The organism is Sulfuriferula plumbiphila, assembly GCF_009938015.1.
Classification (GTDB): domain Bacteria; phylum Pseudomonadota; class Gammaproteobacteria; order Burkholderiales; family Sulfuriferulaceae; genus Sulfuriferula; species Sulfuriferula plumbiphila.
In genome coordinates, this window is record NZ_AP021884.1 from 341,859 (window position 1) to 364,229 (window position 22,371).

19 protein-coding genes and 1 pseudogene are annotated in these 22,371 nt (G+C 61.3%); 8 read left to right on the plus strand and 12 right to left on the minus strand.

Annotated elements, in window-relative coordinates; translation table 11 throughout:
• The first annotated feature begins 3 nt into the window (after window positions 1–3).
• Genes GZH91_RS01765 through GZH91_RS01795 form a run of 7 tightly spaced genes read left to right on the plus strand, consistent with a single transcriptional unit; the run spans window position 4 to window position 7,154 of the window.
• A complete protein-coding gene (locus tag GZH91_RS01765) occupies window positions 4–906 on the plus strand; it encodes an alpha/beta hydrolase family protein (protein WP_147072044.1) in 903 nt (300 codons plus the stop codon).
• A gap of 14 nt (window positions 907–920) precedes the next feature.
• Window positions 921–2,351 (plus strand): acyl-CoA reductase, encoded by a 1,431-nt coding sequence (locus GZH91_RS01770; protein ID WP_147072042.1) that lies wholly within the window; start codon window positions 921–923, stop codon window positions 2,349–2,351.
• Between the two features lie 23 nt (window positions 2,352–2,374).
• A complete protein-coding gene (locus GZH91_RS01775) occupies window positions 2,375–4,168 on the plus strand; it encodes a 1-deoxy-D-xylulose-5-phosphate synthase (protein WP_147072040.1) in 1,794 nt (597 codons plus the stop codon).
• Window positions 4,165–5,064, plus strand: coding sequence for a transketolase (locus tag GZH91_RS01780; RefSeq protein WP_147072039.1), 900 nt, complete (start codon window positions 4,165–4,167; stop codon window positions 5,062–5,064). Before GZH91_RS01775 ends, GZH91_RS01780 begins: the two co-directional genes overlap by 4 nt.
• An 8-nt stretch (window positions 5,065–5,072) precedes the next feature.
• Window positions 5,073–6,026 carry a transketolase family protein gene (locus GZH91_RS01785; RefSeq protein ID WP_161984136.1) on the plus strand — a complete coding sequence of 318 codons (954 nt, stop codon included), beginning with the start codon at window positions 5,073–5,075 and terminating at the stop codon, window positions 6,024–6,026.
• Window positions 6,023–6,544 (plus strand): sulfopyruvate decarboxylase subunit alpha, encoded by a 522-nt coding sequence (locus GZH91_RS01790; RefSeq protein WP_147072035.1) that lies wholly within the window; start codon window positions 6,023–6,025, stop codon window positions 6,542–6,544. Before GZH91_RS01785 ends, GZH91_RS01790 begins: the two co-directional genes overlap by 4 nt.
• Window positions 6,531–7,154 (plus strand): thiamine pyrophosphate-dependent enzyme, encoded by a 624-nt coding sequence (locus GZH91_RS01795; protein ID WP_147072033.1) that lies wholly within the window; start codon window positions 6,531–6,533, stop codon window positions 7,152–7,154. Before GZH91_RS01790 ends, GZH91_RS01795 begins: the two co-directional genes overlap by 14 nt.
• Window positions 7,155–7,288: 134 nt before the next feature.
• On the opposite strand, the gene GZH91_RS01800 is transcribed toward GZH91_RS01795, so the two are convergent.
• Window positions 7,289–7,759 carry a helix-turn-helix domain-containing protein gene (locus GZH91_RS01800; protein ID WP_147072031.1) on the minus strand — a complete coding sequence of 157 codons (471 nt, stop codon included), beginning with the start codon at window positions 7,757–7,759 and terminating at the stop codon, window positions 7,289–7,291.
• Window positions 7,760–7,909: 150 nt separating this feature from the next.
• On the opposite strand from GZH91_RS01800, the gene ddlA reads away from it, so the two are divergent.
• Window positions 7,910–8,986: a D-alanine--D-alanine ligase gene (gene ddlA, locus GZH91_RS01805; protein WP_147072029.1), complete on the plus strand. Its 1,077-nt coding sequence runs from the start codon at window positions 7,910–7,912 to the stop codon at window positions 8,984–8,986.
• A gap of 162 nt (window positions 8,987–9,148) precedes the next feature.
• On the opposite strand, the pseudogene GZH91_RS01810 reads toward ddlA, so the two are convergent.
• The 11 genes and pseudogenes from GZH91_RS01810 to GZH91_RS01860 all read right to left on the minus strand — a co-directional run bounded on the left by GZH91_RS01810 (window position 9,149) and on the right by GZH91_RS01860 (window position 22,136).
• Window positions 9,149–10,236, minus strand: a pseudogene (locus GZH91_RS01810) (IS5 family transposase).
• 171 nt (window positions 10,237–10,407) lie between these two features.
• Window positions 10,408–12,858, minus strand: a complete 2,451-nt coding sequence (locus GZH91_RS01815) for an AAA family ATPase (protein ID WP_147072025.1) — start codon at window positions 12,856–12,858, stop codon at window positions 10,408–10,410.
• Window positions 12,855–12,998: a hypothetical protein gene (locus GZH91_RS01820; RefSeq protein WP_161984137.1), complete on the minus strand. Its 144-nt coding sequence runs from the start codon at window positions 12,996–12,998 to the stop codon at window positions 12,855–12,857. Before GZH91_RS01820 ends, GZH91_RS01815 begins: the two co-directional genes overlap by 4 nt.
• A 60-nt stretch (window positions 12,999–13,058) precedes the next feature.
• A complete protein-coding gene (locus GZH91_RS01825; RefSeq protein ID WP_198415361.1) occupies window positions 13,059–14,369 on the minus strand; it encodes a metallophosphoesterase family protein in 1,311 nt (436 codons plus the stop codon).
• Window positions 14,366–14,599, minus strand: coding sequence for a hypothetical protein (locus tag GZH91_RS01830; RefSeq protein WP_147072023.1), 234 nt, complete (start codon window positions 14,597–14,599; stop codon window positions 14,366–14,368). The genes GZH91_RS01825 and GZH91_RS01830 overlap by 4 nt, the downstream gene beginning before the upstream one ends.
• Window positions 14,600–14,712: 113 nt before the next feature.
• Window positions 14,713–16,086, minus strand: coding sequence for a recombination directionality factor (locus tag GZH91_RS01835; protein ID WP_147072021.1), 1,374 nt, complete (start codon window positions 16,084–16,086; stop codon window positions 14,713–14,715).
• A 186-nt stretch (window positions 16,087–16,272) separates the two neighbouring features.
• Entirely contained in the window at window positions 16,273–17,499 is a 1,227-nt protein-coding gene (locus GZH91_RS01840) for a DUF1173 family protein (RefSeq protein WP_147072019.1), read from the minus strand.
• 508 nt (window positions 17,500–18,007) lie between these two features.
• A complete protein-coding gene (locus GZH91_RS01845; protein WP_147072017.1) occupies window positions 18,008–18,445 on the minus strand; it encodes a DUF411 domain-containing protein in 438 nt (145 codons plus the stop codon).
• A gap of 135 nt (window positions 18,446–18,580) precedes the next feature.
• Window positions 18,581–19,105: a cupredoxin domain-containing protein gene (locus GZH91_RS01850; protein WP_147072016.1), complete on the minus strand. Its 525-nt coding sequence runs from the start codon at window positions 19,103–19,105 to the stop codon at window positions 18,581–18,583.
• 61 nt (window positions 19,106–19,166) lie between these two features.
• Entirely contained in the window at window positions 19,167–20,198 is a 1,032-nt protein-coding gene (locus GZH91_RS01855) for a copper resistance protein B (protein WP_147072013.1), read from the minus strand.
• Window positions 20,199–20,324: 126 nt separating this feature from the next.
• Window positions 20,325–22,136 (minus strand): copper resistance system multicopper oxidase, encoded by a 1,812-nt coding sequence (locus tag GZH91_RS01860; RefSeq protein ID WP_456300576.1) that lies wholly within the window; start codon window positions 22,134–22,136, stop codon window positions 20,325–20,327.
• Window positions 22,137–22,371 lie beyond the last annotated feature (235 nt).

Below are 22,371 nucleotides of genomic sequence, written 5' to 3' on the forward strand. Positions count from 1 at the left end.
GAAATGATTACGATCGAGCCAGCACAGATCGAGGTTGCCGGTCACCGCATTCAACTCGCGATAGATCGGCCGAAATCGGCACAGACCGAAGAGCTGCCGGTCATCGTCATGCCACCGGCGTTCAACAAGACCATGCGGGACTATTTCCTGCTGTCACTTTATTTCGTCTACAACGACTTCCTCGTCATCCGCTACGATAACGTCAACCATCTAGGCCGCAGCTCCGGCAGCATCTACGACTTCAACCTGTCCGATTGCCTATTCACCCTCGAACAGGTCACCGCCTTCGTGCGGGATCGCTTCCAGTCACGCGTTTCTGTGCTCGCCACCAGCCTCATGGGGCGGGTGATGCTCAGGCACCTGCGCTCTCCTCTGGCCGGGATTTACGAGCTGGTCGGGCTCCTTCTCCCAGTCGTCAATGTCGAACATACGATAAACCACATCGTCGGTATTGACCTTTTCGAGCGCGAACGGGCCGGCGATCCTGTTATCGAGGTGGATATCCTAGGCAACCGTGTGCGAGCCGAGCGTTTCGTTCGCGATGTGATACAGCAGCAGTACGACTCGGTGACTAGTGTCATGGACGATCTCCGGCATGCTGACCGCGACCTCCTTGTGTTCGCGGCCCCGAAGGACGAATGGGTGCGGTACGACGAGGTCCTGAGCCTTTTCTCGCGATACGAACGCACGCAACAGATGGTGGTGTTAGAAAATTCATCGCACCAACTCGACCGGAATCTCGTCGCGTGCAAGCAACTTTTTCGGGAGGTGGTAGGCAGCTATATGCGCGCGATCGACGTGAAAAAACGCGATCCGCGATTCCCATCGTTTCGCGAGATCGTCGCGAACAGTCGTATCGATCGCGCGCACGAGGAAGCGGACAGCCTCACGGTGGCGGGCGTGTAAACGAGGGCGAGACGATGCAGCATTACGAGTTACCGTTGATCGCTGCGGGGCGATTGATCGAAGCCGCGGATGGCGGGGAGCGCTACGTGTTCTACAACGACGACGTGGAGTTCGCCATACCGAGGCTGGACGACCTGTCGTTTCAGGCGATCAGGGACGCCGACGGTATTCCGTTGCGCAACTGTTCGGTTAACGACATTATCGGCTTCCTGAGCCGCATCGGAAAACTGTGGCGCGACGACGACTATCCGCTGCGCCGGCTGCTACTTGACCTCGGCCCCAAGGCAACGGGCGAATCCGTGGATACCTATCGTCACAGCCTTGACCTCTTCATTGGCCTCATCTCGACCAAAGCCTATCTCGGTGACATCATTGACGCTGAACTCCGAAACCGCCTTTACCTCGACGAGTGGGTGCCATACCACAACGTATACCTGCGCGCGGAACCGCTCGGGCGGCTGCTGCACATCATCGTTGGCAACGTGCCGGTTGCGAGCGTGTACTCGTTGGTGCGGGGCATACTGACCAAGAACGTGAACATCGCTAAGCTCCCGAGCCGGGATGTGGTCACACTTTCGTTGTTCGCGCGCTCGTTCTTCGATCTTGCGCCCGAGCACCCCATTACGAAGACTACGTCCGTAGTCTACTGGGACCGCAACGAGGACCAATGGATAGACAGATTCATGGACATCGCCCACGGGCTCTGCATCTGGGGAGGCGAGAAATCGGTGGAGATATACAAGTCGAAGGCGCGCATCGGTGTGGAGGTCATCGAGTATGGACCGAAGCTGGGCGCACAGATCATACGCTGGAATGAGGCCGACGCGGGTAACTTGCCGATACGCGTGGCGCACGACATCGCCGTATTCGACCAAGAGGCTTGCTTCTGCCCGCAAATCATTTACCTGGAGGGCAATATCGATTCGTTCATAGAGGCGCTGTCCGAGGCGCTCGAACGCTACACTAAGATATGGCCGAAGGGCCAGTACGAGGTCGACCATTATGCGCACATGAATTACGTCAAGCTCGCGCACCTATACAAGGGCGGTGACGTGCGGGCGTGCGAACGTCTGAGTTGGCTGATTGTCAAGCTGCCGGTGGGGCACGATATCGCGTTGGAGCATCCGCTCGGCAGAACGATATACGTGCGCCCGGTGCACGATGTGCGCGAGTGCGTGCAATTCTTAGATTGCCGGAACCAGACCGTCGGCGTCGATCCCATTGAAGTCGGGCATGAGTTGAAGGACGCGCTCGCGGAACGCGGCGTGCAGCGCATATCGAACATAGGGTACGTCGACATACCGCGGCTCGGGCTCGGGCACGATGGAAAGTATCTGGATAGGCTGGTTCGCTGGGCGGCATTGGAGCGGGAGCGCGACTTCAATTGCAAGATTTACGACGTGCCGTACGAAGAGAAGCTGCACAATACCTTGGTCGCGGACTAGCGCGACTAGACACGGAGGGACGCATGGGTGAGAACGTAGAATTTTCCTTGATGGACATAGAGCGGCGCTCTTACAAGGAGCTGCCTACCTACGCCGCGCGCGTGCGCGAACATCTTATCGAGCATTTCTCGAAGAACGGCGGTCACGTCGGCTCCAACCTGGGCATCGTCGAACTGCTGTTGTCAGTGCTGAAGGAGTTCGATTACACGCGTGATTACGTGATCTTCGATACTGGTCACCAGAGCTATCTGATGAAGCTCTTCACGCCGCGCCCCAAGGAGTTCGCGTCGATTCGCAAGCTCGGCGGCCTGAGCGGGTTCATGGACAAGCACGAAAACCGCTTCGACCGCTACATCTCTGGCCACGGTGGCGCCGGTTTTTCCACGGCGGTTGCCTTGTCCCAGGCGCTGGAGCGCGACGATGGCGCGGGCACGAAGAACGTGGTGTGCGTCATCGGCGACGCCGCCCTGGCCGAGGGCGTCGCTCTCGAAGCCTTGAACAACATACGTGTGGCGGGGGGCGCAAGACTCATCGTCGTTCTCAACGACAACGGCTACTCCATAGAGCAGAACGTGGGCAACATAAACGGCCTGCTGCGCGATCCCGCGCTGGCCGAGCGGTTTTTCACCCTGTTCGGCCTCGAGTACGTCTACTGCGAGGACGGGCACGATTTGGCCGCGCTTGCATCTGCGTGGGCACATGTCAAACGATCGCGGGCGAATTGCGTGCTGCATGCGCGTACGCGCAAGGGCCACGGGCTCCCGGTCGCTGAAGGCGACGTAGCCCGCAAGATGCACTACACCGAGCCGTTCTTCCCTGACACCGGCGCGCGTAGAACGCCGGTGTCAGGGACGATCCGGTATGTCGATGTGAACTCCATCACCTTGGCGGAGCTGCGCGAGGAGGGAAAGGACGTCGTGGTGGTTACGCAGGCCATGCGTGGCGGCAACGGGCTCGACGAGTTTCACGCACGGTTCCCGGAGAGCTTCGTCGATGTGGGTATGTGCGAGCAGCACGCGTTAAGCAGTGCCAACGGCATCAGCATCGCAGGCAAGATCCCGATAATCGCATTGCATTCGGCGTTTCTCCCGCGCGCGTTCGATCAAATTTTTCAAGATATATGCCTGCAGAATATCCATGCGGTCATTCTCGTCGCACGCAGCGGCCTCGCGGGGCCGGATGGTCCCACGCACCATGGCGTATTCGATATGTCGTATCTGCGCTGTCTGCCAAACTTGCAGATGATCGGGCCCAAGAGCGGTGAGGAGTACTTTGCGGCGATACGCCATGCAGTGATGCAGGCGCGAGGCCCGATAGCAGTGCTCACCCCGCACGCGAACACGACGTTCTCGCTGAACGACGCGCGCGCGACGGTGGTGGATGAGCCACTAGATTGCATGCAGCGCGGCCACGATGTTCTGATCGTCGCCACCGGCCCGCTCATCGATGACGCCAAGCGTCTGATACAGCACATCACCGCGAACGGATACTCGTGCGGGCTCGTGCACCTACGCTGGATAAAGCCGCTGGCGGTGGATGCGTTGAAGGATCATATGCAGCACTATGCGTTCATTGTGGTTCTCGAGGAGAACACCGTCATCGGCGGCATTGGCAGCGAGATCGCGAAGTTGAGCGCGGAGGACAAAACCATGCCGCCAGTGCGGTTGTTCGGCGTGAACGACTGCTTCCTGCCGCACGGCGACATTCCGGGGCTGCGGCGGCTCGCCGGCCTGGCGCCCGAGGATATCTTCGCGCAGTTGCCCCTGTGGACAAGGGAGCCGCGTGGCCGTGCGCCGGCGTCTGGTGCGAACGTATGACGGCGCGCGAGGGTGTTTCCGGCCGCGCGGTGGTTGGGGTCGAACCCGAATCGCCCGACACGACGGCGACAACGGAGTGGAAGCAGGCGCTCAGCGATATTGCGCGGGAGGTTCGTTATCGGGCGCTTGAAATGATACATTGGGCGGGTGCGGGCCATCCAGGCGGCAGCCTGTCGGTTATTGACATCCTAGTACATCTGTATTTCCGCGCAATGAATGTGCGACCTGAGACGCCGCAGTGGGACGCCCGCGATCGCCTAATCCTGGGAAAGGGGCATGCGACCGCCGCGCTCTATGCGGTCCTCAGCCGGCGCGGTTACATGCATGACCATGTATTGCATCAGTACGGCGAAGTGCGCGGGCCGCTGCAGTGTCATCCCGACATGCACAAAACGCCCGGCGTTGATTTTTCGACGGGCTCCCTCGGTCAGGCGCTGTCCGTAGCCGCTGGAATGACGCTGGCCGGATGCCTCCGGGCCGCGCGGTTCCATGTATACGCTGTCCTTGGCGACGGCGAGATGCAAGAGGGGCAGGTGTGGGAAGCGATGCGCTTCACCGCCGAGCGGTCACTCTCGCGGCTAATCTGCATCGTCGATTACAACGGTTACCAACAGTCGCGGGCGACACCGGAAGCACTCCCGCTTGAGCGCCTCGCGAAACAGGTCGAGGCGTTCGGTTGGGAAGTAGCGGTCATCAACGGCCATAACTTCGAGGAGCTGGAGGAGGGCATCGCATGGGCACGGCGAACCAAGGACCAGCCGCGTTGTATCATCGCGCGTACTGTCAAGGGCAAAGGCGTCTCCTTCATGGAAGGAGATCTCAGTTGGCACGTGCGTCACCCTACCCATGCCGAGCTGATGGTCGCGCGCCAAGAGCTCCTCGGACAGCGGCACTGAGGTCGGACATGCGCGAGGCGTTCGGTAGAGCATTGGTGGCACTGGGCGAGCAGAACGAACGCGTCATCGTGCTCGACGGTGACGTGTGCGGCTCTACCAAGGCGGTGTATTTCAAGGAGCGGTTCCCCAACCGGTTCGTGCAAGCGGGAATCGCGGAGCAGAATATGGTCGGCGTCGCGGCTGGTTTGGCGGCGACGGGCCTCCTACCTTACGTCACGACCTTCGCGGTGTTCGCGACCAAGCGCGCATGCGAACAAATAAGCGTAGCCGTTGCGCACGCGAATACGAACGTGCGCATCTGCGGCGGATACAGCGGGCTCTCGAGCGGCAAGGCGGGGGCCACGCACCAGGCGATTGAGGACATCGCCATCATGCGCGCGATGCCCAATATGGCGGTGTTTGCGCCGGGCGACGACGCTGAGCTCGCGCAAGTGATGGAGGCGAGTCTGACGTTTCCAGGGCCACTCTACGTGCGGGTCGGGCGCAACGAGGTCCCCGCGATCTTCGATCGGTGCCACCGTTTCCGTCCGGGCGAGGTGTACTGTCTGCGGCAGGGCGGCGACGTCGCGTTGATCGGCACTGGCGGCAGTACCTTCGTGGTGCTCGAGGCCGCGGAGCTGCTGGCGGCGGAAGGCATCGACGCGGCCGTGCTCCACGCGCCCAGCCTCAAACCGCTCGAAGCGGAGGAGATCGTCGCGGCGGTGTCGGCGACTGAACGCGTCATTACCGTCGAAGATCACAACGTGATCGGCGGCCTAGGCGATGCCGTGGCCTCAGTTCTGGCGCAAGCCCATGTGCATGCGCGCTTGGTCAAGCTCGGGATGCAGGACACGTTCGGGGAATCGGGGCTAGAGCACGAGCTGCGAGAGGTCTACGGCCTGTCGCCGCGGGCGGTCGCGCGCGTAGGCGCTGCCCTGTGCGCGGCGCGAGGCGCGGGCATGACCGGTGCGTGGCAGATATGACCGCGCGTGTGCCGGACACGATGACGAAATCCATGCTTCGTGCGGGCTATGATTTTTTTGCGAGCGTGCCCTGCGGAATGCTCAGCCCAATCATCCGCCAGGTCGACATCACATCGAGGGATCGCGGCCTGCCGCATGTCCTCGCCCCGCGAGAGGACATCGCCCTGGGCGTGGCGTGCGGCGCTTTCCTGGCGGGCCGGCGTCCTCTTGTGCTCATGCAGAACTCGGGCCTCGGCCAGTCGGTGAACGCGATCGCATCGTTGATCAAGCCGTTCCATTTACCGATCAGCATGGTGGTGAGCATTCGCGGTTACAAGGGCGGCGACACAGAGGAGAATCGGATGATGGGCGAGATCACCAAAAAACTGCTGGACGACATGCGTGTGCCGACAACTATACTGACGACCGAGAACGTCGAGCAGGCGGTCGACTGGGCGCGAGCCATGACCGACACAGGAATGCCGTGCGCGATACTCGTCACGCCACACAGCCTCGGGGGTCCCAGTGACGCGTACTGATTGCCTGAAGGCGATCTTCGCCGCCGCGCCTGAGGCACCGGTCGTGCTTACGACCGGGTACACCTGTCGCGATGCCTTCGCATTTAACGATAGAGAGGGAAGCTTTTACATGGTGGGATCGATGGGGCTCGCGGGATCAATCGGTATCGGTGTCGCGTTGTGCACGCGTTTGCCGACTATTGTCGTGGACGGTGACGGCGCTCTCCTCATGAATCCCGGGAACCTATTTCTCGCCGCCCATTTGCGTCTCGCGAACCTCGTCCACCTCGTGCTTGACAACCGCTCTTACGAGTCGACGGGTGGCCAAAAAAGTATTGCCGACAGCGTGGACTTCGCCAAGGTCGCACTGCACAGCGGCTACAGATTCGGTGAAACGGTAACCACGTTGCCTGACTTTGAACGGCTGCTCAAACGCGTGTTGGTCTCTGGTTCTGGACCTGCTCTCATCCACGCCGTGCTGGACGGCGTCGCGGCACCGATCGCGCCCCGCATCCCGATTCCCTTGCGCGAAATCAGCAAACGGTTCCGCCGCTTCCTGACCGAACGGGCGCATTTGCACGCGCAATCCCACTCGCACTATGCCTGCAACGTCAGATCTGGATCAGAATAAAGCCGGGATAAACCGGGGCGGTGACCACCAGAAAATCTGGTTCGGTACAGGCGGCTGGATTGACCACATAATGGAACGATGTCCCACCTTCTTTAGCTAATGCGAACTAGCCTTTAACTCTATACCGAGCAGGATCAGTACATTGTTTCCTGTACTGCTGTCTTCCAAACGCACATCTGGGAAACTCTGAGGTGACGTACGAAACGATAAGTCTGAGACTTGTTCTGAGCCTCCCAGACGGATCTCATTGAGTTCAGCGGCTCGACAACATTGTTCCCGATCTTGATCCCCAACGCACTGTTGAAGCTGAAGAGATCCATGGCGATAGAGTCCAGGGAAGTGGTGTAATGGATAGCCGACAGGGATGGCATGGGGGGTTGCTGCGGCCGGTAGCCACGCCTCCCGCTATTGCGCGAAAGTTCTCGGCTGATCGTCGATTTGTTCCAGCCTATCACTTTGGCAATCTCGCTGGGCTTGTGACCTGTTTTTTTCAGTATGTAAATCTGGTATCGTTCTTCTTGGGTGAGATGTGTGTATGTCATTCCTGTAACTTCGGCGTGGTGGTCAAGGGGCTCGTATGCTACTGCATCCACCTTCTTAACCATAGCTACTCAAAGTTGCATTTCATCCTTGAATCCGCTGTTGCAATAGCCACAAAGGGCCAACAGCCCTCTGTTATGTAAGGTGTCTCGAGGAGACGCGTACACGTCTGGAGGCGCGACTATGGATCAGCATACGGGGCGAGCCAGAACCAAATGAATATTCGTGTGGGAATTATTTACGGCGGGCGAAGCTGCGAACACGAGGTGTCTATCAGCTCGGCCGCCAGCATCGCGAGCGCGCTCGACCGTAGCCGATACGATGTCACGCTCATCGGCATCGACAAGCGCGGGCATTGGCGACTCGAGAGCGAAGAGCACCTCCGTCTCGGAAAGATATCGGACTCCGGGTCACGCGAGATCGTGCCGGTGATGCAAGGCAAGCGCGCCGCGCTCCTGGAGCGCGGCGCGCGTTCGCATACGCTGGAGATCGACGTCTTTTTTCCAGTCGTTCACGGTACCTTCGGCGAAGACGGCTCCTTGCAGGGATTTCTGCGGTTGCTCGACGTGCCATTCGTCGGATCGGGGGTGCTAGGATCGGCCGTCGGCATGGACAAGGACGTAATGAAGCGGTTGCTGCGAGACGCGGGTATCCCAATCGCCCGCTTCGTCACGGTGCGGGATCAGGATCGGCGCGGCCTTTCCTACGCAAGCGTCGCGCGCGAGCTCGGGCGCATGGTCTTCGTCAAACCCTGCAACCTTGGCTCATCGGTCGGCGTGGCTAAGGCAGCGAGCGAGGCGGAGTTCGTGCGCGCAGTGGACGGCGCATTCGGTTACGACCGCAAGATCCTCATCGAAGAGGCGGTACATGGCCGGGAAATCGAATGCTCCGTCATGGGTAACGATCATCCTATCGCATCCGTACCGGGAGAAATCAGGCTGAACACCGATTACTACTCCTACGAGGCGAAGTATCTAAACGTCGACGACGCGATTTTGGAGATTCCCGCCAAGATCAGCGCCGAGGCCAGTGCTAAGGTACGCGAGCTCTCGGTGAAGGTGTTCGAGACGCTGGAGTGCTCGGGCCTTGCGCGCGTGGATTTCTTCCTCAAGGATGATGACGATGTGCTGGTGAACGAGATCAATACATTGCCCGGCTTCACGTCGATAAGTATGTACCCCAAGTTGTGGGAGGCGTCGGGCGTGAGTTACACCGAATTACTCCATCGCCTCGTGCAATTGGCGATAGAACGGCACGAGCAGGAGGGGCACCTCAGGCATTCCTTGCCTTAGCAGTTTGTTGAAAATCACCCCTAAAAATGCGGATGCGTAATTTCAAAATTCGTTTTTCTGATCCAGGTCACTGCTTGATGACCCGTGGAGCGTTTTTATCTGCGCCGCTTTGTCGATTCACCGCTGATTCGCGGTGCCCTGGTGCAAGTGACGCACCTGTCCTTATGCCGCCTGCGGCGGCCCCAGCAGGCGCGCCATGCGCACCAGGTCGGTCACCGCCCCGCCCAGCGTGAACACGAAGTCCACCTTGGCCAGGCTGCGCACCTTCACCTGCCTGCCGCCGCGATGCTGTTTCTTGTCGCCGAAGTGGGTCTCGATCAATTTACGAATGACTTGAGAAATACCGTAACCCGCATGCCGGGTGGTGCGTCCATCGATGGCGCTGCCGCCGCGCCGCGCCGTGTTGCGCGCCACATGCGGCGTGATGCCGTGTTCACGGCAGGCTGCCACGAAACCGTGCGTGTCGTAGTTCTTGTCCGCCCCCACGGTCTGGGCACGCGCTTGATCCTTGAGCATGTCCAGCGCGGCCTCGCGCTCCGCGCGGCCGGTGGCCTGGGTGAGCCGCACATCGACCGCGAGTCCGTTGCGGTTCTCCATCAGCACGTGCCCGGTATAGGACGGATACGCTCCCTCGTTCTTGCTCTTCCGCGCGAGCAGGGCGTCCGGATCCGTCTTGCTCACATGAGTGTCGTTGTTGCGCCGCTGGCCTTTGAAATCAACCTCGGGGTTGTGCTTGGCGCCACCGCTGGGCGGAGGCTCGCCATCGCGCGGCACCAGGCTCTTGTTGCTGGCCCAGGCGCGGATCAGGGTGCCGTCCACCGAGAAGTGCTCGTCGGACAACAATCCTGCCGCGTCAGCCTGCGCCACGATCTGGCCAAACAGGCTGCGTACCGCATCGTGCTCGATCAGCCGGTCGCGGTTGGTGGTGAAGCTGGAGTGGTCCCAGACCGCGTCGTCCATGGACAGCCCGACGAACCAGCGGTAGAGGAGGTTGTATTCCAGGTGCTCGCACAACTGCCGTTCGCTGCGGATGCCGTAGAGTGTTTGCAGGACGAGGGCGCGCAGCAGTTTCTCCGGAGCAATCGAGTAGCGGCCGCTGGCGGCATACATGGCGTTGAAGCCGGCATCCATTTGCCGTAGCGCGGTGTTGAGAATATCGCGTATGTCGCGCAGGGGATGCGCCTTCGGCACAAAGTCCTCCAGCCGTTTCACCGTGAACAACGATCCTTGCATCCATCGGCACCGCGCATCACATGTCTCCGCAACAAAACTTACTGTTTTTATGACCCGACATGCTTCCATTGGTTGCGGGAGAAATTCAACAAACTGTTAGTCAACTGATAATCTGCACGTACTGCCTAGGGGATTTTGAAGTGGCAAACGGGGAAAAGCTTTCATCTTCCATCAGTGCCCCGGTGTTTTCACACCTCCAATGATTCACGCATGGCCATCGCATCCAGATCGATTACCGCATCCGCCACCGCAGTCAGTTCCGGCGTCTGCGACACAAAGAACTCCTGATCGTAGCCACCCAGCCGCAACACCTCCCGCTTCATTTCCATGAACATCCGCTTGCGCTCCGGGTCGAGTGGGCCGTCCGCTTCGTCAGAGAACAATGTCGCATAGCGCCGCCCGGTGTTCTGCGCCAGATACAAGGCCACCGCGCGGACCAGGCACTCGTTGATCCAGACCCGCTCGCCCCCGCTCATGAGGCTGACGCTCTTGCTCTCGGTCGATTCGGCATCGTGCACCACGATGTCGAAACCCTCTCGCTGCTCTCCCTTGCCGGTTTCCACCAGTGTTTTGATCGAAACCGTAAACCGCGCCCCGTAGCAGGCCAGCAGCAGATCGTTCGCCAGTCCGGACAGGACCGGCCCCGCATCATCGATCGCCAGCGCGATCACGCCGTCGTTGCTCAAGCACTTGGCAAACAGCGTCCAGCCCCCGAGCTCCGTTTCCACGGCGACTACCCGCGCCATGACCCGTGCCTTGCGCACGGCCAGTTCGGATGCCTGCCGATCTGCCATATCCAGCGCCTGCGCCTCCTGCACAGCGGCGACATGCGCCTGCTCCGCTGCCGTAACGGCGGTCGCCGCCCGCTCTACTGCACGTCCGGCTGCGACCAGTCGCTGCTCGTCGTAGGCTGCGGGCAGCGCGGCAACGGCGGTCTCGATGCGTTGCAGCGCATTCCGAACCTGCGCTGCTTGCCGTTCCCGCTGCGCGGCAATGGCCTGACATGTGGTCGCGATTTGCCGACGCTCTACGGTCTCTTCCGCCGTTTCGCCTCCGGCATCGGTTTGAGCGACCGAAGCCAGTTCCTGGTCCACGCTGGACAAGGCTGCACGGGCCTGTTCGATCTCGCCAGCCTTCGCCGCCAACACGGCGAGCCGGGATACGCGCGCACGGGCCTTTTCGAGCCGATGTTCCGCATCATCGAGGCGGACTGTGGCATCGGCAAGAACCGCGCGTTGCGCACGGATTGCGACCAGTTTGCTGCTGACGCCGCTTTGCTGCTGCGCCAGCTTGGCGATTTGCAGGTCGGCACTCGGTATCAGTATCTTCGCTTCGCGGGCGTCGCCCAGGAGCTTGCAACGTCCTTGCAGTTCCGTGCCAAAGCACGGTACTTCCTCCGTCAGATTGAGGCGCCGCGCCAACTCCGCAGCCTTCAGGGACGCATGGCCCGCCTCGCGCTCGATGGCCGCCAGTTTCTGCAGCGCCGCCTTCTCGTTGCCCTGGAGTTCTGCCAGCCGCTGCACGCTGTGGCGAAGTTGCGTGACGCGTACCGTGCGGGCGGCGACCACGCGCACGGCCAAGGGCTGACGCCGGCCGGCCCGCATCACGGCAGCGGCTCCGGACACAATGCGTTCGAGGTCCCCGCGTCTTCCCTCCAGGAACCGCCGCCGCGCCCGCGCCTGCTCGGTCCGCGCCGCGATCCGCTGTTGCAACTGGGCCAGTCGCTGCCGCTCACGGGCATCCTGTGCATCCAGCGATTGGCCTGCATCCCGTCCGGTCTGGATCAGCGCTTGCCGCTCCGCACGCAATTCCGAACGCCGGGCCTCGGTTCGCTGTGCCAGATTCCGTTCCGCAGCGAGTTGCGTCTGCGTCGCCCTGGCTGCGTCGAGCGCCTGTTGTGCGGCCTGCCTGGCCGCAACAGCGGTTTCCACGCGCGCTCTTGCACCAATCAGCCGGCTGCGCTCGGTTTCTATCCGATGCGACTCGTCATCGAATCCCGCCTGCTCGTGGCGCATGGCCGTGAGCCCGGCTTTCAGAAGCTTGGCCGTCTCCGTCGCCTTCTGGCCCAAGACACGAATCTCGTCCAGCCCGAGCAGGTCCGCCAGCAGCGTCTTGATCTCGGCGTTCTTGTACGCGGTGAGTTGGCGTTTCCCCTGCGCCGAGAAGACCGACGTGAAGAACGTCTCGGCGTTCCCCAAGATGGCTTCCACACACCGCTCGTACGTCTCGACCCTGCCATCGGACGTGGTGCCGTCTTCCAGCCGCACGGGCTCCCAGCCCGTCGCGCCGTGCACGAACAGGAAGGCCTCGGTCTTGCGCTTGCCGTTGAGCCGGAATACGGTCTGCGACCGATAACACCGGCCACCGTATACCCAGATCAGATCCTTTTCGTTCTCGGGCAGATATACGTGGTCGTAATAGGAAAACCCGCCCGGACCGCCGATTGCCGCCCGCGACGGCATGGTCAGGTAAGGGTGCATGTTGTCCATGAGGGTGGTCTTGCCGCGGCCGTTCGGTCCCGCGATGGCAATCAGTTGCGCATCGCCGGCAAGGCGCTCGAAATCGAGCGTCAGTTCGTCGCGTCCCAGACCATCGCGGATGCCGCGAAACCCTTTGAGCGTCAGCGAGAGCGGTTTCATGTCTGAGTCCTCGCGATGGCCGGCGCGGGCCAGTGGCCGGTATGCCCGAGCATGACCCGGCCCACCTTCTGATCTGCCGGGTTGCCGGGAATGGCGATGTAGCACCCGTCCGGCAGTTGTTCTTGTCTGAATGTCAGCATTTCGATCTCCGTTGTTGATCTTGATCCAGTGTCGCGCGCTCGTCGTGCGCTTCAACCCGCCTAAAACAATTTCGGCGTGGCGTCGGCGATGGCACGTTCGCGCAGCGCTGGCAGTGCAATGGCCACCGCGCTTACCAGAACCGGGGCCGCCGTCTCGATCTGCCGTTCCAGGATGTCCGATGCGATCGCTTCCGGCGCGCGCACCTGCAGGGCTTCCAGACAAGCCAACAGCGGGCCAGCCTTCGCTTCGGTCGCTTGCGCCCACGCCCGCACTTTGTCGGCGATCGTCGCGGCCTGCGAAATACCGGCTGCGCGTGTCCTCACGACCGGCACGATGCGCCCCTCGAGCTTCACTTCCGCCGCTGCATGGAGCATCCGCTGAATCGCCCCGCGGTCGACTTCGTGCCGGTCTTCGTCGGGCACGTTCCAGCGCACCCGCACGAAGGCGCCTTCGATACCCTGCGCGTGCACGGCGGCCTGGATCGCTTCGAGGTCCGGCTTGCCATCGAAACAGATGTCGATGGTTCGCCGCGCCGGCGTGGGTTCGAGCGTGAAGCGTGCCGTCGCCGCGCCGATCTCCCACAGCAGGAAGCCCTTGTCGCCTTCCTCGCCGTAATGGAAGCGCCCGATCGAGCCCGCATACGCGACCCTCCGGCCATTCGCCTCCCATCCCTGGTGGCGGTGGATGTGACCGAGCATGAACGCCTGCGCCTGCGCACCAAACAACGTCCCCGTCGTGAACTCATGATCGAACCCGGCCATCGGTACGCCGTGCTCGGTCAGGCATCCATAGACGGTGCCGTGCGAGACGCCGATGGTCGGCACAGCCGTTTCCCGCGCCGCCTGATTGGACGGTGCAAACCCGCGTAGCAGTATCCCGAGCTGCTCGCCGACGGCTTCCGCAGCCGCGCTCGCGCCCACCGCCGCTGCGACGGCCGCCTTGTTCACCGTCGGCACGCAGGAGAACAGCGCCCGCATGGCGTTCGGCGCCTGATCGAAGCGCCAGCCATCGGAGGCGATCCAGCGGCCGTCGGGCGTCAGGGCCACCTGGCCGATGCGATCCGCGACGTGCACGGGATAGCGCCCGCCCAGCAGGCGGAAGATCGACAGCGTTCCCGGCGGTTCATGCGAGTAGGTTCCCTGCAACATCAGGATCGGGCAATGGTCCGCCAGCCGCCTGACGTTGCGCGCCAGGCGTTCCACCGCCGGCGCATGCACGTCGAGCGCATGGTCGGTCGCATCGCCCGAGATGACCGCCGCGTCGACCTTGATAGCGATGGCGCGATCGATGGCGTAGGTGAAGCAGCGATCGGCTTCCGTCAGGTGCTTCTCGCTATAGTGCAGGTCGGAAAACTGCGCGATTCGGATCATGGCCGATCCTCCCCGGTTTCCGAATCGCTGTCGTCGAAGCGCGCGATTAGCTTGTTGATTGCCGGAACCGCGAAGTCGCGTTCCTCGAACGGGCGGCTTCCTGCCTGCAGACCTTCGCCATCGAGAACGGCCATCGCTTCGAGCTTCACTTTGCGGAGGCCGTACAGGGCCTCCAGCACCAGCGCGGCTTCCTCATCGGAAAACAGGTCTTTCATGCTTGATGCGTTCATCGTTTTCTCCTTGTGCGCTTGAAGGGGGGCGCACGACTATCGTCTCGCCGCGCGCCCGTGCTTCAAGCCCTCGGCGACTGAGTTCGCCCTGCCGCCTTCGGGGTCGGTCACCCTCAGGAAAACACCTTCAATTCGGTATCGATCTTGTCGAGGTAGCCGCGCGGGTCATTGCGGTAACGCTCCAGTTCCTCCAGCGCCCCCCGACGTCCGCCCGCGTTGATCTTCCAACCGCTGCCCCAGCGTCGGTCCGCGTACTCCTCATAGCGCGCCGCATCGATGCCATAGGAGTGTGCTGCCTCGATCACCTGCTCCAAGCTGGGGCCGGAATTTATTCCCGCTACGCGTGTGCGACTGGGCGTTTTTGGAGCCTGGGGGGACTTGCTGTCCGCCCGCGCCGTGGCCGACTGCACCGGCACCTCGTTGCCGCCGTTCTCGGGCCAGATCTGCGTCGCCGGCATGTCGATGGGGGCCAACGCGTGCGGTGCATCGCCCACAGTGGCCGGGCCTTCGAGAATCTGGCTCGCCATCTGCGCGTTGACGATCGCCGTTTCCTCGTCGTCGTTCGCACGCAGCAGCGCGGTCACGTCGACCGGCGCATCGAGCTCGATGATCCATTGCTTGACCCGAACCGCATGCCCGGTTTCATCGATGTGCGGCACTTCCATCAGCTTCTTGGTGATGTAGAACGGCGTCTGCTTGGCGTCGAGAAAGCCCGAGATCCGTCCGCCGCGCATGAAGGCGATGGTTTCGAATTTCTGGATTGCAGCGTTCATCGCGTAAAAACTGTTGGTGTGCAGCTCGAACGCGCTGATCGACTTGATGCCAGGGATGAAGAAGATGAAGCGACCCGACAGGTTGCATTGCCGCTGCTGATACTCGCCGCAGCTTTCCGGATCGCACAACCCGCCATTCTCGCTGCGCAGCGTGGTCTTGCGCCCGCCGAAAACGCGGATCACGCGTTTGCCCGTGTCGTCGAGCGGAACCGGTGCGTAGCACTTGCAGTAGCGCACACGTCCGTCCGGCGCATATTCCGACCAGAATTTCTTCTCGCTCGCGCCCCAGGCGGCCAGTTCGTGCGGCATCACCGCTTGCCACATGTCGGACGGGAACACCACCGGAAACCGGTACAGGCGCTTGACGCCGTCGCCCCGGTCCTCGCCGCAGGCATCGAGAATCTGTTTGGCGATTTCCGGGTTCGGGAAGTCCTGTCCACGCACCGTGAACCATGGCACGTTCTTGGGTACCAGCGGCGTCTTCAGGTTCGGCAGTGCTTCGCTGAGAATTTTTTCGATCTGCTCGAAAGACTGCCCGGCGGCCACGCCCTGATCGTAGATTTCCTTGGCTTTCGGATTCTCCGCCGCCTTCTTCGTAAGGACTTTGATGCCAGCGCGAATCTTGCCGCCGGTTGAAATACGCGCTGGGCCTTGCCCTAGCAGCGTGGGCCACGCCGCGCCATTGCCCTTGATAGCCACTATTGCATTCGTCATGGATGCGCTCCTTCATGAAATGCGAGACATCTCGCCCATTCATGATCTCGTGCATCCTCACCGCTTCAAGGGCATGCGTTTGCGACTTGGATCGTGTTACGCACATCGAGCACGACGGTTTGCAGCATTGCTGCGAAATTCCGCGTATCAACGGCTGCAACAGCAAGCGTCATGCGGACGATGGCTTCAACGATGCACTGCGTCCCATTTCATCACAGCGGGTAAGGCGGGCATCGGCTTATCGGTGTACCAGACCCATTGCGCCCCATCGTTCGACCTGAGTGCCTTTTCCTTTATTCCCCGTTCCTTCGGGTCCATGAACCCACTCAAGACGTGCAAGGCCATCGGCGTCTCGCCGACGTCGAGCAGCAACGCGTTTGGAAAGAGAGCGGCGCTCTTCGCGTCGTACCGTAGCGGTTTCATGAAACCGCGCTTGTGCTCGATCAGCGCATAGATGAGATCGAGTTCGTGCATGCCTTCGATCGGAATCCAGTGGTCGGTCGTCAGCATGAAGCTCGCCGTGTCGATCTGATACGTATGCTCCCGCCTGGCGTAGATCAGGGCGCACATCACCACGCGCGGCTTATGGGCGGTATCGGCATCGCGCGCCTCAAATAGATTGCCGTATACCCGCTCGATCCGTTCCCAAGCCTTGGCATTGATGAGTAATGGCGCATCGGGCATGTGCTTGACCCAAACCCTGCGCCCCAAAGCCGTGGCTTCGCTGCCTTTGAACTCCCCCAGCACCAATGCCATCTTGAACTGCGTATCGTCCTCGGCTGACTGAAGTACCGCGAGCTTGCTGCGCCGCCGTTCCGCAGTCTGCGATTTGGTCGCCTCGCTAAACGGTTCCGGAACGTACAAGCGTTCCGATAGCCGCAGCCCTTTGGTCATCACGTCTTCGGCCGCCTCCGTCAGATACTTATGCAGCACAGCCTGGTTACGCTTGCCTTCCATCGCCGGATACCACCGGTTCATCCCCGCGCGTTCGAACAGAAAGTGCATGACGGCGCGCAGACTCATCCGGCGTCTGGGAACATTGACGTCCGAAGGTTCCTGTTGCTCGCCACGCGGGACCGCCCGGCCGGATATCCGTGCAAACGGAAAATCCACCCGTAGTTCCACGAATTCGGGAGAATGCTCGATCACCGACTCGCCCATCAATTCCCCGAGCCCGGATTGATGCAGCTCCGGCTCGAACGAAGTGCAAGTGGGGTGGTGTTTGGATCCCGTATCAGGCATGCGCTTGACCACGAACAGCCTGTGCTTGGCGACGTACATCTCGACTCCGCCCCGGACGCACATGCAGCGGGGGCGTTCGGGCATCTCGTAGATCCGCGCGAGCGCATCCTGCAACTGCCCATCAGTCGCCGAGTAGGTGCGTCCATTGATGAAAAAGCGCTGTTCTTCCATGGTCTGCCTTTCGTAAGTCCAGGTGCTAGCCTGTCGGGCCACCTGATTGGGCAACATAAATCCGACCATGGTGCGGCCGACCACGCCCAATTGCCAATTGAAAGCCGCCGGAAAAGGGGAGGGTTTCGTTCTTAGCTGGAAGGATGCCCGGCGTCACAAGAAACCCTGTATTGTTGACGCCCGCGCTGGATTGACCGGTTTGTGCGTTTTCGAGTGATCGGGGTGGCTTAGCGAAGGCCACACTGGCACTGGATTCGGATGGTCTTAGGCAGGGCGGCGAGCGAACTGGTCAATTCCCGGTGAGCGCCGACAGCATCAAGAAATTGCCCGCTCCGATGAGGTTTTGAGCGGTTGACCAACAGCGCTCACCGCCGCTGGCGTTTCCGACCAGGTCACGGCAACGCACCAGTGAGCTTGCTCAGCCCTTCACCCTCCGAAGACGCCCTCTGAGCCCGGTTTTTCCGTGGGCCTGGCCCGCACAAGACGTAATAGCTGCGCGCGACTTAGATCAGTAACGGGCATAGGTGCGGGTCGAACCATCACGATTGACCAGCAACACATCAAACGCGTCCTTGCGACCACCTTCCATGCCAGGCGAACCCATGGGCATGGCGGGTACCACCAGCCCCCGGGCACGAGGCTGCTCTTTTAGCAGGCGCCGGATATCCTTGGCCGGTACGTGGCCTTCCACCAGGTAGCCTCCTACCTCGGCGGTGTGGCAGGAACCCATGCCGGGTGGCACGCCCAGCCGCTGTTTGTGCGCCACCACGTTGTTGGTGTCGTGGGCGATGACCTGGAAACCGTTGGCCTTTAGATGCTTCACCCACTGGTTGCAGCACCCGCAGGTGGGACTCTTGTAGACTTCCACAACCGGGATGCCTGAAGCCGCCCATGCCGCCGGCGCCATAAGGCCGATGAGGAGGATCTTGAGGATCGATGTGTTCACGTCGTTCTCCTGGATTCGATTCGCACGCCGCGAGCAAAGACGTTGCAGGCGGTACTTAAGTGGTGATCGGCTACCGGTTTCAACGCTCGGCCCCGAAGAGCGTGTAACGGCCATGGCGACCCATCGGCTGACGGGTCATTCGACTTCGATTTTCCCCACCATGCCGGCTTCCATATGTCCCGGCACCAGGCAGGCAAAGTTAACGGAGCCTGCCTTGTCGAATTGCCAGACGATGCCACCACGCTGGCCGGGCTTCAGCGTGATCATGTTGGGCTCGGCGTGCTGCATGCCGGGCATCTTGCGCATCTCCTCAGCGTGCTCCTTGAGTTCGTCAGCGGTTCCGATCACCATTTCGTGGGGTATCTTGCCAGTGTTCTTGACGAAGAAACGAACAGTTTCACCCGCCTTGACCTTGATCTCGTCCGGCGTGAATCGCATGGTGTCAGCCATTGTGACCTCGATGGTGCGGCTGACCTTGGCCGGATCGCCGGCTTGCCCCATGGCGCCATCGTGTCCGCTGCGGGACATGCCTTCCATGCCGGACATCTGCGACATGTCGTGCCCACCCCCCCGCATGTCATGACCGCCAGCATGCTCACCGCTTGCCAGTGCCAGGCCGGGCAATACCGCCAAAATCAGAATCGAAAGTGTCTTCTTCATAAATAACCTCTTCAGTTGAGTTGAAAGATCGGGAGCATCCAGCGGGATACACCCGGAACATCTAGAACCAGAAACGCATACCGGCGACCCAGCGAGCCTCATCGGTTTTCTTGCCCGCGGCGCGGGCGAAGTCGGCAGTCTCACTAAACTTGCCTGCCCACTCGACCCCTACGTAGGGGGCGATCTGGCGGGTAATTTCGTACCTCAGACGCAAGCCGGCCGCGCCATCGGAAAGCCCGCCGCCGATGGCGCGCGCCACATCGCGTTTGCCGTAGAGGTTGGCTTCGACGCGGGGTTGTAGAATGAGCTTTTGGGTCAGCAGCAGGTCATAGCTCGCGGCGAGCCGCAGCGCACTGCGGCCCTGTTCGCCGAGGTATGCGGTGGCTTCGACATCGAACCAGTAAGGCGCCAGTCCCTGGATGCCCAAAGCCAGCCAGCCACGACCCGCCCCCACACCGCTGTCGTAGCGCGCACCCAGTTGCGTATCCCAGAAGGTGGCTACCGCATGTCCCCAGAGCAACTCTGTCCTGGCATCTTGAAGCTTGCCGCCGGCGATGTCGCCCTCGGCCTTGAGCACCAAGCGGTTGTAGTCGCGACCAAACCAAGCCAGCGCGTCATAGGCCGTGACGTTACCGTCGTTGGTGTTCATGCGTTCCAGCCGATCGACCAGCAGTGCGCCGAAGTTATGTTCGTCGGCCAGACGGAGCTGTCGCTGCCCAGGCAGGGCATAGGGGCCCGAATCGAGGGTATAGCCCCCTGACCAGGCGTGCGGGTCGCGGGCATCAGGTGGCGCCGAACCACCCTGCATCTGCATGTCGCCCTGATCCATCCCGCCACTGCCATGATCCATGCCACTCATGTCCTGCTTTGGTGTAGATGCATCGCCGCTGGGCGCGTCATGGTTCATTCCCGGCATCGACCCGGCCATCGCGGGCGTGGCCTCGTGACTCATCCCGCCGCTGCCCATCCCAGGCATCATTTCCTTGCCTCCACCAGCCTTGGGCGGCGTTTTGGCCGGCTTCTTTTTGCCATGCTGCGCGTGCGCCTGTGCTTTGGAACCGTTGACTTGATCCGTGGGAGCGGACTCTTGCATGCTCCCGGCAGACATTTGGTCCTGCCCCCACGCGGAAGAAATACTGAGGGCGGTCACAGCGGCGACCATCAACTTCACTCGATTGTTCGTCATCGTTGCTTTCTCCGTTATTCGATTACACCACACTCAGGCCACCACCACTTCGCGGAACATGCCCGCATCCATATGCAAGAGCAGATGACAATGCCATGCCCAGCGGCCCAGGGCGTCAACGGTCACGAGAAAGGTGATACGTTGTGCCGGCTGCACGCTGATGACGTTCTTGCGCACCTGGAAGCGCCCGTCGGGGCTTTCCAACTCACTCCACATACCGTGCAAATGCATGGGGTGGGTCATCATCGTGTCGTTGACGAAGACCACGCGCAGTCGTTCGCCATAGCGGAAATGCACGGGCGTGGACTTGCCGAACTCGAGGCCGTCGAGCGACCAGGTGTAGCGCCCCATGTTGCCGGTGAGATGCAGCTCAATCTCGCGCTCCGCGCCGCGTGGGTCCATCGGCCCGCCGATGGTGTGCAGATCGGCATAGGTCAGCACGCGGCGACCGTTGTTGCGCAGGCCGATGCCGGGGTCGTCCAGATTAGTGCGGGGGGTGTCGACGTGCATATCAACGCTGGGGCCGTACTCCGTTTTGGCGTGGCGCACGCGCACGTTTCCACCACCCATGGCCATGCCGCCATGGTTCATTCCCGCCATACCGGTCATGCCGCCGTGATCCATCCCCGCCATCCCCCCCATACCACCGTCATCCATCCCCGCCATGCCCGACATCCCGCCGCCCATGTCGCCCATCATATCCCCCATGCTGAGCGGTTCGGCTTTGTCCGGCACGGGGACCGGCGCCGTCATGCCGGCGCGCGGCGCCAGGGTGCCGCGAGAGAAGCCGGTGCGATCCATCGACTGGGCGAAGATGGTGTAGGCCTCGTCCTTAGGGCTAACGATCACGTCGAAGATTTCGGCCACCCCGATGCGGATCTCATCCACCGTCACCGGCTCGACGTCCTGACCGTCGGTCTGGACCACCGTCATCTTGAGCCCCGGTATGCGGACGTCGAAGAAGGTCATCGCGCCGGAGTTGATGAAGCGCAGCCGCACTTTCTCACCGGGACGGAACAGCCCGGTCCAGTTGCCGGCCGGCGTAGTGCCGTTCATCAGGTAGGTGTACGTGTAAGCGGAGATGTCGGCCAGATCGGTCGGGTTCATGCGCATCTGGTTCCACATCTTCCGCTTGCTGATAGCGGTACTGAAACCCTCGTTGGCGACGTCGCGAAAAAAATCGACGGCGGTCGGCTGGTTGAAGTTGTAGTAGTCACTCTGCATCTTGAGCTTGGAAAAAACCATCATTGGATCTTCGTCGGTCCAGTCGGACAACTGCACCACGTAATCGCGATCGGCGCGGATCGGATCACGGTCGGCCGGGTCGATGATGATGGCGCCGTACATGCCGGTCTGTTCCTGCATGCCGGAATGGGAGTGGTACCAGTAGGTGCCGGTCTGCATGACCTTGAAACAGTAGGTAAAAGTTTCCCCGGGCGGGATGCCTTTGAAGCTGATGCCCGGCACGCCGTCCATCTGGAACGGCAGGAGAATGCCGTGCCAGTGAATGGAGGTGTCCTCGGCAAGCCGGTTGGTGACCCGCAGGGTCACCATATCGCCCTCGCGCCAGCGCAAGGTGGGCGCCGGAATGGAGCCGTTGATGGTGGTAGCCATGCGCGGCGCGCCGGTGAAATTGACCGGCGTTTCCGCAATCGTGAGGTCAAATTCGGTGCCGGTGAGCACCTTGGCCGTTCCGATGGCCGTCCCATCGGCCTCCCGTGCCCAGGCGGGAGTGATCAATGGACCCAGGCCCAGCATGACTCCCCCTGCGGCAAGCCCCTGAAGGAATTGTCGACGCGGCAAGTCCGGCAAAATCAAACGGGATCGGGAATGAGGCTTCATCATCTTGGTATATCCTCCAGGCAAAAAATCGCGTTTGGCTTGGGCTGCCTGCAATGCCCATGGCCGTTGAACTTAGTACAGGATCAAATAATAACAGCGGGCTACTGTCCCAAGCATGACCGATCCATTACAATTTTGTAATCGAGTCGTCACTTTATCGACAGACTCTCGCGAGTATCCTAATCAGCAATAACCCCATGGAGCATATTCGGTATCCAATCAGGAGCCGCGCCTCGCA